The 12,783-nt window shown below is 42.0% G+C and carries 12 protein-coding genes; 4 read left to right on the top strand and 8 right to left on the bottom strand.

Annotation, left to right across the window (positions count from 1 at the left end):
- Nucleotides 1-10 precede the first annotated feature (10 nt).
- Nucleotides 11-340 (bottom strand): hypothetical protein, encoded by a 330-nt coding sequence (locus B5X60_RS00520; protein ID WP_079700620.1) that lies wholly within the window; start codon nt 338-340, stop codon nt 11-13.
- 158 nt (nt 341-498) lie between these two features.
- On the opposite strand from B5X60_RS00520, the gene B5X60_RS00515 reads away from it, so the two are divergent.
- A complete protein-coding gene (locus B5X60_RS00515; protein ID WP_079700619.1) occupies nt 499-1,467 on the top strand; it encodes a formylglycine-generating enzyme family protein in 969 nt (322 codons plus the stop codon).
- 11 nt (nt 1,468-1,478) lie between these two features.
- Complete coding sequence (locus B5X60_RS00510; RefSeq protein ID WP_079700618.1) at nt 1,479-2,813, top strand: Gfo/Idh/MocA family protein; 1,335 nt, start codon at nt 1,479-1,481, stop codon at nt 2,811-2,813.
- A 63-nt stretch (nt 2,814-2,876) separates the two neighbouring features.
- On the opposite strand, the gene B5X60_RS00505 is transcribed toward B5X60_RS00510, so the two are convergent.
- From B5X60_RS00505 to B5X60_RS00480, 6 genes are all read right to left on the bottom strand, one after another.
- Nucleotides 2,877-3,599: a methyltransferase family protein gene (locus B5X60_RS00505; protein ID WP_079700617.1), complete on the bottom strand. Its 723-nt coding sequence runs from the start codon at nt 3,597-3,599 to the stop codon at nt 2,877-2,879.
- Nucleotide 3,600: 1 nt separating this feature from the next.
- A complete protein-coding gene (cmoA, locus tag B5X60_RS00500) occupies nt 3,601-4,341 on the bottom strand; it encodes a carboxy-S-adenosyl-L-methionine synthase CmoA (protein WP_079700616.1) in 741 nt (246 codons plus the stop codon).
- A 137-nt stretch (nt 4,342-4,478) separates the two neighbouring features.
- Nucleotides 4,479-5,075, bottom strand: a complete 597-nt coding sequence (locus B5X60_RS00495) for a hypothetical protein (protein WP_221406178.1) — start codon at nt 5,073-5,075, stop codon at nt 4,479-4,481.
- Between the two features lie 59 nt (nt 5,076-5,134).
- Nucleotides 5,135-6,307, bottom strand: a complete 1,173-nt coding sequence (locus B5X60_RS00490) for an acyl-CoA dehydrogenase (RefSeq protein WP_317043724.1) — start codon at nt 6,305-6,307, stop codon at nt 5,135-5,137.
- A gap of 153 nt (nt 6,308-6,460) precedes the next feature.
- Nucleotides 6,461-6,988, bottom strand: coding sequence for an adenine phosphoribosyltransferase (locus tag B5X60_RS00485; protein ID WP_079700615.1), 528 nt, complete (start codon nt 6,986-6,988; stop codon nt 6,461-6,463).
- Nucleotides 6,985-7,899, bottom strand: coding sequence for a ComEA family DNA-binding protein (locus B5X60_RS00480; protein ID WP_079700614.1), 915 nt, complete (start codon nt 7,897-7,899; stop codon nt 6,985-6,987). Before B5X60_RS00480 ends, B5X60_RS00485 begins: the two co-directional genes overlap by 4 nt.
- Nucleotides 7,900-8,049: 150 nt before the next feature.
- Here B5X60_RS00480 and B5X60_RS00475 point away from each other — a divergent pair, with 150 nt between their 5' ends.
- Nucleotides 8,050-9,801, top strand: coding sequence for a lysophospholipid acyltransferase family protein (locus tag B5X60_RS00475; RefSeq protein WP_079700613.1), 1,752 nt, complete (start codon nt 8,050-8,052; stop codon nt 9,799-9,801).
- Nucleotides 9,802-10,122: 321 nt separating this feature from the next.
- Nucleotides 10,123-11,328, top strand: coding sequence for a hypothetical protein (locus B5X60_RS00470; protein WP_245803432.1), 1,206 nt, complete (start codon nt 10,123-10,125; stop codon nt 11,326-11,328).
- Between the two features lie 56 nt (nt 11,329-11,384).
- Here B5X60_RS00470 and B5X60_RS00465 read toward each other — a convergent pair whose 3' ends face one another.
- Nucleotides 11,385-12,734 (bottom strand): hypothetical protein, encoded by a 1,350-nt coding sequence (locus tag B5X60_RS00465; RefSeq protein ID WP_079700612.1) that lies wholly within the window; start codon nt 12,732-12,734, stop codon nt 11,385-11,387.
- Nucleotides 12,735-12,783 lie beyond the last annotated feature (49 nt).

The raw sequence follows: 12,783 nt of genomic DNA, 5'->3' as shown, positions 1-12,783 counted from the left end.
AGGCAACTACTTAAATACCAACTTTCGGCAGGCTCCCTTCAAGAAAATCTTCACGAGGGTCCGTTCTTAAAATCTCCATATCTGGCTTGCCGATGTGCGAGGCATACCAGGTGATTGCATCATTCATATAATCATATGATAATTCATCATCCAGGCTTACTTCAAAGGCGTAAAGGTCAGGTCTTGAATCTCCATATAACTCGATGCAGTTTTCTGCAACTTCGTAGTCCGTATCTGTCAGCGAATATACTTTCAACTCAAAATCAGTTCCCCACATTTTCACTACATCCAGGCAGTTGTATTTGATTTCTGTCGACAGATAAAAATCGTTCTCTTTCATTTAATTATAATAAGGAATAGATAATTGCTTCGCCACTCACTTATCCCTAACAAATCGTATTCCATAATGAATGGTTAAGAAAAAAATCTTTCAACCATATATTGCAGATATTCGGCATGAAAGTTTAAATTTATTTTTCCATCGGATACTACTACCTAATGATTAACACAAAAAACTACAGCTACGGTTTCGCATTTCTTCTATTATTGATTTCAAAAGTTACGATTGGTCAGCAAAAACATGCAGATTATACCCAGGAAATTCCTGCCGTTAGTGTTAAATTCCAAATGAAGGCTATTCCCGGCGGAAAATTCAAAATGGGGAGCGAGAAAAGTGAAAGCGGACATAAACCTGACGAAGGGCCCATTCATGAAGTGACGGTCAGTCCGTTTTGGATGAGCACGAAGGAAGTAACCTGGGATATGTATGAACTGTTTGTTTACCAGGATTTTGATCAAACAAAGAGCCTGGGTGTAGATGCAATTACGAGGCCTTCTAAACCGTATCTTGACATGACATTCGGTATGGGTAAAGAGGGGCATCCAGCTGTTGGAATGACGCAATATAATGCTCTGCAGTTCTGCAAATGGCTTTATACCAGAACCGGAATCTTCTATCGATTGCCTACGGAAGCTGAATGGGAATACGCGTGCCGGGCAGGAACCACCACAGCTTACTCTTTTGGAAGTGACACAAACCAAGTGAAAGACTACGCCTGGTTAAGATCGAACAGTATGGAAAAAACACACCCGGTAGGTGGAAAAAAGCCAAATCCATGGGGCCTGTTTGACATGCATGGAAACGTTGCCGAGTGGACACTAGACCAATATCTTCCGGATTATTCAAAATTGGAAAAATATAGCATCGATCCAATTGCGAAACCTGAGAAACTCTATCCTCACAGTGTTCGCGGTGGCTCTTTTGAAGACGAGGCATCGGGCCTTAGATCGGCTGCACGCCGCGGCTCAGATCCCAACTGGAAACGAATCGATCCGCAGATACCGAAAAGTAACTGGTGGTTTCCGGAAGCTCCTTTTGTGGGAATTCGGCTGGTCAGACCATTTATCGTTCCATCCAAACAAGAAATTGAAGAATTTTATAATCAGAAACCCATTGCAGACTATTAAATATTTAACAAATGAGCAATAACAAAAAATCTACAAGTCAGCCTCAGCGCCGATCCTTCCTGAAAACTTCGGCAATAATTGCAGGCGGAGCAGTGTTGAGTAACATCCCCTTTTCCGGTGTTTATGCTGAAGAAGGAGGAACAATAAAGATAGCATTGATAGGTTGTGGAGAACGAGGAACCGGTGCACTGTTTCAGGCCCTAAACACTAAATACAATTTAAAAGTAGTAGCCATGGCGGATGCTTTTCGTGACCGTCTCGACAAGAGCTATGATGCCGCATTTAAAAAGTTTGGCAAAGACAAAGTTGATGTTCCGGAGGACAAGAAATTTGTTGGGTTTGACGGTTATAAACAGGCAATTGCTGAAGCTGATGTGGTATTGCTTGTCACGCCTCCCGGATTCAGGCCCGTTCATTTTGCAGAAGCAATAAAGCAAAACAAACATGTCTTTATGGAGAAACCGGTTGCCACTGATTCGCCCGGCATTCGCAGTGTTTTGGCGACTGCCGAAGAGGCAAAGCGAAAGAAATTAAACGTGGTTGTTGGTTTACAGCGTAGGTACCAAAAGACTTACAGGGAGACCATAAAACGCATTGAAGACGGTGTCGCCGGCGATATAGTATCCGGACAGGTATATTGGAACAGCGGAGGTGTTTGGGTCAGGCCACGTGTGGCCGGACAAACTGAAATGGAGTACCAGATGCGTAACTGGTATTATTTCAACTGGCTTTGCGGCGATCACATCAATGAACAGCATGTTCACAATATCGATGTCGCCAATTGGGTAAAGAATGCTTATCCCATATCTGCACAAGGTACCGGGAGCCGCTTTCTCCGAACTGGAAAGGACCATGGAGAAATCTTCGACAATCACACTGTAGAGTTTATTTATGCCGATGGATCTGTAATCCAGAGCCAATGCCGTCACCATGAAGGAACTTTGAACCGTGTTGACGAAAGCTTCCAGGGAACCAAAGGTAGAGTGTATTTAAATGCAAATACAAACTCCGGCAAATTGTGGGATACAAAAGGGAACGTCTTATTCAATCATGCAGGCAAGGGTGATCCAAATCCTTATCAAAGTGAACATGATGAACTGTTTGAAGCAATCGACAAAGGGGAATATAAGTTCGCCGATGCCGAACGGGTAGCGAAAAGCACTCTTACTGCGTTACTAGGGCGATATGCTACTTATTCAGGGAAAGAAGTTAAATGGGATGATGCGCTAAATTCTCAAATCAACCTCATGCCCGACACACTGGCCTGGGATGCGCAGCCAAAAGTACTGCCAGATGCAAACGGATTTTATCCTTTTGCCATCCCTGGTAAATCCAAAGCGGTGTAGTTAAAAAAACCTCCCCATGTAAATTGGGGAGGTTTCTTTTTAAACTCACTTTACCTCAACAAATTATCCTTTCCATGTGCCGCTTTTCTTCAGATACCTGATGCTGAAATAGTAGATTCCAAGCACAATTAATGAAACTATAAATATCTTATCCCTTAGATCTGTATTATAATTCGTTAACTGTGGATAGTAGAACAGAAGGATTACCACGATTCCGGTCGCCCATACAGTCTGCGTATTGTATTCCTTTATCAGCCATCTCTTCCCGTTGAAATCCATCCCCGATATAGTTTTACCTATTCCATTGAGGTTAATCCACCATCGGCTAACCTTGCTGCAATAGGCATCAAATTGCCCTTTAAATTTATTTCGAAGAAACTGCTCTTCTGCAAGAACTATAGCCTGGTAGATAAATAAGAAAAGCGGGATAAAAACAGCTACAAACAACAGCGAGTTAATTAATATCCCCACACCGACCAGCATAAGAATATTTCCGACATAAAGTGGGTTCCTGCAATGATTAAAAATCCCCTCGGTAATCAGATCATCTGCATAAACTTCTTTATTCTTCCCTCCCCTAACAATATATTTCAAGGCAATTGTAACGCCCCGGATAAGCTGTCCTAGGATGGTTATGGACAAGCCCAGAATCAATGGATATAAATAATAGTCAGGACCCAGGTTTTCCTCACGGAATATCTCCGACGAAGGAATAAACAATGCGAGATACAGAAAGACGAAAAGCAGGTTCCTGTATCTGAAAAAAAAGTTTCCTATTGTCAGCATCCTAGTTCTTTATCGCTATAAACCCTGAAAAATTGTACCATTTAAAGAATGTCTCTATGTGCGAAAAACCTGCTTCCCTGAACATTTTAACGTTCTCACTCAATTTATAAGGAATTAACACATTTTCCAGTGCCTCCCTCTTCTGCGAGATTTCCATTTCACTGTAATTATTCCTTCTCTTATAATCGTAATAATACTTGATAAAGTTCCGGTTGAACAGGCTGTCCTCGGCAAGAATCTTCTCCGAAACGATGAGCACACCTCCTTTATTAAGTCCATCAAATATTCTTTTGATAAGTTTTTCTCTGTAGATGGGCCGAACAAATTGCAGTGTTAAGCATAAAATCACCACGGAGGCGTTTTCAATCTTCACATCTTCGTGAAGGTCTCCAAGGACGAGTTTATAAGGTCTTGTAAAGTTTGCTTCCTTTAGCTTCAGATCGCATTTCTTGAGCATATCTGCTGAATCATCAATGCCAATAAATTTAATTGATTCATCAACATATGGATTTAGTCCAATCATTGTAGTACCTGTCGAACAACCCAGATCAATCACATTCGTTCCCGGCTCTGCATGCTCAATCGCCTGCTCAATAATCATCCGCTGGATTTCATTATAATAAGGTACCGAGCGCTCAACCATGTCGTCGAAGGCGTTCGCCACTGTAGCGCCGAACTTAAAGTCGGATGGTTTTTTAATTTCCTCGCTAAAAACCTTGTCTGCTATCTTTGTATTCTTCATTCAGTGATGTTTGGCTATAAAGATGCAACAGCATGCTGCTAGCGCACCAGGGGTTAAAATTAATTTTAATGCCTGATATTTTACAGTCTTTATAAAATTATTTCCCCAGGTTAATATATTCTAACCCATAATATTTACTAATTCATGCGCGGTATTAATTGTGCATCATATTTCTCGCCTGCCGCAACCTGAACCATGGTGATCCTGACTTTAGTAGGAAAAAACCGTTCATGATCGTCCCTTTTGTGCGCATGACCGGCACCTCCACTGTCGTCTTTTATAACCAGATCCATTTGTTTGATGCCCTCAGACCATATAATGGAATCATTTTCCCAGAACGACGTCATAGGGACATCAAGCTCGTAAATTCCTTTTTCAAGATACACAGTCGTTCCAGTACACCCGTAACCATTTTTTTGTCCTTTGTTAGGAATGTAGCACAACGTCCAGGTGGTAGGTGCACTGCCCACAGGTTTTTCGATAACTTCAAGACGAATGTGAACAGTACCGTTACGGTAGTCAACCGGCGAAGTCCAATCCTGCGGCTGGGCAGTAAGCTTGTCGCCCTTCACATAATAATGGGATTTACTCGGCGTAGAATTATCCGCATCAGCTTTTGTATAAGTGTATTCGACATCAAACAGAACAAACTGTTTAGGAGCTGAAGTCGTTCCGCTTTGCGCGAAAAGAAATAAAGGATAAAAAAGGAAAATTATTAGCGAGAGCTTAATCATCAATACGGTTTTAGTTTCGATAACTAATTTAAGGAATATTAGTTATCGAAACTTTTAACTTACCGCATTATTTCCCTGGCTATCACGATCTTCTGAATCTCAGATGTTCCTTCACCTATCGTACATAGTTTAGAATCCCGGTAGAATTTCTCGACCGGAAAGTCTTTGGTATAACCGTATCCTCCAAAGATCTGCACTGCTTCAGTAGCCGTTCTAACACAAACCTCGGATGCGAAGTATTTAGCCATTGCCGATTGCTTCGTTACGCTCTTGCCCTGATTCTTTAGATCAGCAGCACTCATGATCAGAAGCTCTGCAGCTTCAATTTCTGTAGCCATATCAGCTATCTTAAAGGAAATACCCTGGAAATTGGAGATGGGTTGACCAAACTGAAACCTTTGCTTCGAATATTCAACCGATGCTTTCAAGGCGCCTTTAGCCATACCGAGTGACAAGGCCGCTATTGAAATTCTTCCTCCGTCAAGAATATACATTGCCTGCTTGAATCCTTCGCCCTCTTTACCAAGCAGGTTTTCTTTTGGAACACGGCAATTGTCAAAGATCAGCTCAGTTGTTTCTGACGCACGCATGCCAAGCTTATTTTCTTTCTTACCATGAGTGAATCCGGGAGTGCCTTTTTCAATAACGATCGCAGAAATACCTTTAGAATCGCCCTTATCGCCGGTGCGGACCATTACGACAGCTACATTACCCGACTTTCCGTGAGTGATCCAATTCTTAGAGCCATTTACAACGTAATGATCACCATCTAATACCGCTGTAGTATTCATTCCCATCGCGTCCGAACCGGTGTTAGCTTCAGTCAGCCCCCATGAGCCGATCCATTCCGCTGTAGCTAGTTTTGGAAGCCATCGTTTCTTTTGCTCGTCATTTGCAAAAGCCAGGATATGACCCGTACATAAAGAGTTATGAGCCGCAACGGAAAGTCCGATAGAACCGCAGACCTTAGATATCTCGGATATCACATGAACATATTCCTGGTATCCCAAGCCTGAACCTCCGTATTCTTCGGGAACCAGGACGCCCATCAAGCCCAGTTCTCCTAATTTCTTAAACGTTTCAACAGGAAAGGTTTGCTCCTCATCCCATTCCATTACATGCGGACGAATATGCTTCTCAGCAAAATTACGAACCATGTCTATCACCATTTGCTGATTTTCGGATAAATGGAAATTTATCCCTCCCTGTTCAGGAGTAAGTGTTGATTGCATATAGAATTATAATTGGTTGCACGCAATGTAGCAATTATAACACCAAATTGAGTTGTAAGTGGTAGGTTGTATGTTATAAGTGATAAGCTATAAGTATTTCTAGACTTGACGTATGCGCCCAAACGTACAACCTATAACCCACAACTTATAAACTCAATAAGAAGCCAGTGTAATGATATTTTCAGAATCACCTCTGAGCTTTTCTTTACCATTCAGAAAGTCGAGGCTTATCACAAAAGAATAACCTGCAACAACCCCGCCTATCTTCTGAACAAGCCGTGTTGCGGCAGAAACTGTTCCGCCTGTCGCCAGCAAGTCATCATGAATCATTACACGTTGACCTGCAATCAGGGCATCTTGGTGCAATTCAAGTATAGCTGACCCATACTCAAGCTCACAGGGCTCCTGAATTGTTTTAGCAGGAAGCTTACCCTGCTTTCTGATCGGCACAAAAGGAATCTGTAATCTGTTAGCCAGCATAAGACCGAACAAAAAACCTCTGCTTTCTATCCCGGCTATGACATCAATCTTATCTCCTTTCATTTCCAAAACAAATGCTTCGATCACTTCTGAGCATAGCCCCGCGTCCTTTAATATCGGCGTAATGTCTTTGAAGATTATTCCTGGTTTAGGGAAATCCGGAATGTCGCGAATAGCATTTTTCAATTTGGTACTGATCATGGATCAAAAGATAAGTATGGTTCAATTTTACGGATAATTTCTTCATTCAGGATAAGAACTTTCTTTAAATCCGCAGATGACGAATACTTCCCATGCTGTTTGCGATAATGGATGATAGCGTTGATTTGTTTAAAGTTCAAATAAGGATGGTTTCTCAAATCCTCGAAAGTGGCGGTGTTAATACTAACTTTTCTTAATGATGATGCATCTATTTTAATTTGATTCGAAATAAGTGCGTATCGCAGAGAATCCATCCCGTAAACCTCTTTGACTTGCTCTTTGTTGTGAAAGCCACCAAGCCGGTTTCTAAAACGGATTATTCTTGAGGCAAATGCAGGCCCTATACCGCGGAGCTGATCCAACATTACAGAATCGGCTGAATTGAGCTCTATGATAATAACTTCCTTCTTTGTTCTTTCAAGTGGGCTTGCCGGTAGTTTCCGTTCGCTAAACGGCTTATGTGCTGCAAACTTAATTTTTATGTACGGCTCCAGGCCATCGAATTGCTTCTCTGTAATGGAGTAAATCCTTTTCAGATCTTCTTTCTTGAAGAACTTCCCTCCCTTAGAGCGGTAATTGTTCAGGATCTTTATTTGCTTTGCTGATAGTCCTAATTTTTTCCAGTCTAAAACTGATGCAGTGTTTGGATCAAATTCGAAATACTCTGGCTCCATTTCCCTATCTTCTATCTTATCTTTCAGGAACGTATAGCCCTTCTTCCTTTCAACCGCTGAGGCACGAAACAATGCAATTTCCTTTTGAAAGCTTGTCAAATCGTAGGTTTCGGGCTCATCAAAATAACCGTAGAACGAGGAGAATGACAGGCTCATCATGATGACTCCCAGCAGGACGAGGATGCCGTTCAATTCTTTCTTGGAAAAGCTGAAATAGGATGTGACTTGTTTTTTCATGGCAAACTATTTAAAGCTCTGCCAGGCCCTATATCAGGAATGTAATCTGCATGTCCTAATACAGATGTTCAGGGAAATAGAAGTAGATGAGCGCTGAATATAACGGAATAATTTGAGAAATTTGATTCATACTTATTTGCCGTACCAGAAATGAAGATCATTACAAAAGAAGATTTCTCGAAAGCTGCCAACCTCGATAAGCTCCACCTGCCAGGACTCGCTTCCCTGCTAATGGAAGTAATGAAAATTAACGAAGTGAATGAAGTATTTCAAAAGGCTGAACATCTTCAAGGCCCTACGTTCGTCGATAAGATCTTGCAGATCATTGGAGTCTCGATTGATTTTGACGAAAACGACTTAAAGAACATCCCAAAGGAAGGAGCATTTATAGCCATCGCCAACCATCCATATGGCGGAATTGAAGGCTTAGTGTTATTAAAGCTCCTGTGCATGGTGCGTCCCGACGCTAAGCTGATGGCGAACTTCCTTCTTAAAAAGATCCCTAACCTGAGTGACTACTTTATCGCGGTAAACCCATTTGAGAATGTGGAGCATTCTTCAAGTATAAGTGGAATCAAAAACACCCTTGAACTATTGAATTCAGGAACACCTATTGGGATATTTCCTGCCGGCGAGGTATCTACCTTCAAATTCGAAACACAGCAAATAACGGATAAGCTTTGGCACCCCGTAGTTGGAAAAATCATCGCTAAAGCAAACGTACCCGTGGTGCCCGTTTATTTCCACGGCAACAATGGTTTGCTATTTAACCTGCTAAGCTTCATTCATCCAACTTTACGAACAGCCAAACTTCCGTCCGAGATTTTTAACAAACGCGGACATAAGATCAGGGTAAGGATTGGAAAGCCTATTCTTCCCTCTGATATATCGTTTGGTAACAATACCACCAAACTCCTCGATTTCCTTCGTGCCAAAACCTATGCTCTTGGCACGGGCCTGGAAAATGAGAAGAAGATCTTTAATCCGAGGAATATATTCAAGATCGGCAAAACCCCCAAACATATAGTGGATGCAATTCCGCCAGCTGTTATAGAAAAAGAAATAAGCGGCCTGCAGGATTTCAAAGTATGGACGGAAAAGAATTATGAAGTTTACATTTGCCCCACTTCCGACATTCCAAACATCATCAAAGAAATCGGACGCCTGCGGGAAATTACATTCAGGGAGGTAGGTGAAGGAACGAATAAGCAAACCGACCTGGATGAATACGACATCTATTACAATCACCTTTTTATCTGGGATACTGATACACAAATGATCGTCGGTGCCTACCGTATAGGCAACGGTGATGAGATCTTTTACAGCAGAGGTAAACGAGGATTCTATATCGCAGAACTGTTCAAAATCAGGGACCAGTTCTATCCTATCTTAAGGAAAAGCCTGGAGTTGGGGCGGTCATGGATCAGGAAAGAATACCAGCTTAAACCGCTTCCCCTTTTCCTTCTATGGAAAGGAATTCTGAAGTATCTTCTGGACAACCCTCACTACCGTTACCTCATTGGACCGGTTAGCATCAGCAACAGTTTTTCTAAATTTTCCAAATCCCTGATCGTTGATTATATCAGCAATCATCATTTCGATCATGAGCTGGCTCAATATGTCAGGCCGCGAAAGGAGTTCAAAGTCGACTTTTCCAAAATTGACAAAGATCTACTCATGGAACCGAGCGAAAGTCTGAAAGACCTGGATAGCCTTATTTCGGAAGTTGAAACGACCCATTTAAAGGTGCCGGTCCTGCTGCGTCAATATATCGCGCTTAACGCCAAGATCATTTGCTTTAATATCGATCCAAAGTTCTCCGACAGTTTGGATGGCTTCCTTGTTGTCGATCTAGAAAAGATCCCGGCGGAGATGCTGGAGAAGATTGGAAAGAACTTTTAAACCACTTATAAGGCTTGTTAAGCTCACAGTTAACTTTCAATCAAGTAATATATCCTCGCTGATCATATTGATATGCCTTCACTAAGCCGGCTCCATCCTACGTTTATCCTACGTTTATCTTACGTTTATCCTACGTTTATCCTACGTTTATCCTACGTTCGAAGATTAGCTATCCCTTAGTCAACCAAGCACCAATCATTGGCTTCAACATAGCATATCAGTACAGAACTAGAGGTTAGATCAGTAATTGAATGGCAAATTTGCACCGGAGGTTAATTTTTCGTATATTTAATGTTAACTTTTTGTTAACAAGTGTATTCAGTGATCAAATTCAGCTGTAAAATCTTTCTGATTGCTTTTCTAACATTAGCGGGAATTCCTGCCATTGCTCAGAATCGCAGCTTCGAATTTTATGATGGCACCTTTAACTTTGAGCTCAACCAGTCATCCAATGTCAAGTTTGAGGGGATTTTATCTAAAAAATCTGTTGCCGACTTCTACATCGCCATGGAATCAGGTGAACATGAGCCACTGGTGAACAAGTTATTAGACTACAAAGAAAAACACGAGTTGAACGACTGGATCTACTATCAACTGATCCGGAAAACGGCACAGCAGATCAGTCCGAAAGCGGAAAATTACAATAGATACACCTTATATAAATGGTTTCTGTTAGCCAAATCTGGCTACGATGCCCGGTTGGGGATTGCAAATGACCGGCTGATTTTTTACGTCCGCAATAACGAAAACATTAATGATATCCCTTTTTTCATAGAGGGCGGCAACAAGTACATGTGTCTGAATATCCACGACTACGGTTATCCTGATCTGAGCAACGAACCAATGATACCTATTGCGACAAATGTGCCCGGAGCTTCAAATTCTTTCTCATACAAAGTAACAAGGATGCCAGATTTTAAACCGGATACATATACTCAAAAGGAACTGAAATTTGATTATGACCAGAAGTCGTACCATTTCCAGCTGAAGCTCAATCCGGCGGTAGAGGGCATGTTTGCCAACTATCCGGGTGTCGACTTTGAAACTTACTTTAATATCCCTCTCAGCAAAGAAACACACGGGTCGCTGATACCGCTACTGACAAAGAATGTTGAGGGAATGAGCCAGAAAAAAGGGATCGACTACCTGATGCGCTTTACGCGATATGCCTTCCTCTACGAGAATGATGATGATAATTTTGGACGTGAAAAGCGGCTGTCCCCAGAACAAACGCTCCTCTCAAGTTACAGTGACTGTGATGATCGTGCTGCCTTGTTCTTTTATCTTGTCAGGGAGATCTACGATTTGCCTATGATTGCACTGCTTTATCCTACGCATATTACCATGGCGGTTCGCTTTGATAAACCTGTAGGAGCGTCTATAACTTACAAAGGACAGAAGTATTCCGTATGCGAAGCTACCCCACAGTCAGAGGATCTGCGTATCGGTCAGATCTCTTCAAATTTACGCAAAGCCCCTTACAGCGTAGTTTATCAGTACGATCCGTTAGTACAAAGAGCTAACTAATACGAAAAAAGCCCTTTGCTTTCGCAAAGAGCTTCTTCAATCTATGTACTAACCAATTAATATGTTGTGTTTTGCGGATCCCAGTTAGTCCATCCCGCAGCCCAATTCGTGGTGCCAAATGCTCCGCGGTAAGTAACTTGTGTTGCTCCCGGTGTTGTAGCCCAGGTACCTGCTAAAGCTGGCGATCCTATTGCCGGTAAGAAGTTTGGTGTAGTGAATGCGAAAGGACTGGTCAGCTTGGCATCAGCAGCAGTTGCCAAAGTAACACCACCATCAGCTTCAACTTTAGTCTTGATCGCTGCATTTGTACTTGCTCCCTGTGCAGGTGCATCATTTAAGAGGTATGGATTAGTTACTGCATGAACCAGGTTGTTCTTAAATTGAGAAGTTCCTGCAAGGTAGTCGTTTACAGTTTGCGCTGTTTCCATTGCAAAGCCGCCTTTCTTAAAGCCAATTAAGATCGAGTTGTTAAGGATAAACTGAGTAGCTTTTCTCCATCTGTTGGCAAAATTGTGCTGCTCTTTTTCTCCAGTCGCACCGTTAGTTCCAACAAGTGTAAAGTTAGACAATGAAGGCTTAGTTCTTGGAGATGACGGTCCGGCACCGGGGATGGTTGGCTCATTATCACACTCAATACCATTACCTGCATCACCCGCATCAACAAATTCCGGATGTCTTAAAACAAGCCCGAACTGGATGCTGCCAGTATAACCTAAGTCGAAATCGAAATCGTCATCAGCAGTAGCGTAGGCGATCATATTTTTACCATTAACGGTACCTCCAAAGAACTCATAAGCGTCGTCCTTTGCGTAAGCTACCATGATATTTTCGATCACAGTTCCGGAACCAACTGAATAGAAAGTCAGCGCATTCACTTCAGAACCCTGAGAAGCTGAGATCCCTGCGTATTCTAATCTCACATATTTCAGCACACCTGAATTATCTGATGCATTCTGGCCAAGGCCGTACTGGCGATTAATACCACCCTCGCAGTCAGCTAATGAAGGTCGATTCGTAGGCGCATCTCCGATTATTACAATACCACCCCAATCTCCAGGCTGCCTTTGCCCAGCTGGTTTGCCAGACGTGAATATAATTGGCCTGTCAGCTGTTCCGGTAGCATTTAGCTTAGAACCTTTGTCAATAATTAAAGCCCCTTTTTCAGTAACATCACTTTTAATAACAGTTCCCGCTTCAATGGTCAGCGTTGAATTACTGCTTACGTAAGTATATCCTTTAAGGATCCAAACTCGGTCGTTTGTTAACGTTTTGTTTGCTGTTATTTGAGAAGGGATTACTTCAGGCTGAAGTATGATCTCCTCATCATCATCATTATTATTTCGTTGACATGCAGTCAATACCAATAGTGCTGCGAGAAGTACATTTAGAAATTTCAATTTATTCATGGTTCTTGATTTTTTTTTTACACAAAACAAGCCTTTGTATATTACGGCA

Source organism: Daejeonella lutea (genome assembly GCF_900168015.1).
In the GTDB taxonomy this organism is placed as follows: Bacteria; Bacteroidota; Bacteroidia; order Sphingobacteriales; family Sphingobacteriaceae; genus Daejeonella; species Daejeonella lutea.
Note: the sequence above shows the minus strand (reverse complement) of the source record. Positions and strands in the feature narration are given on the sequence as shown.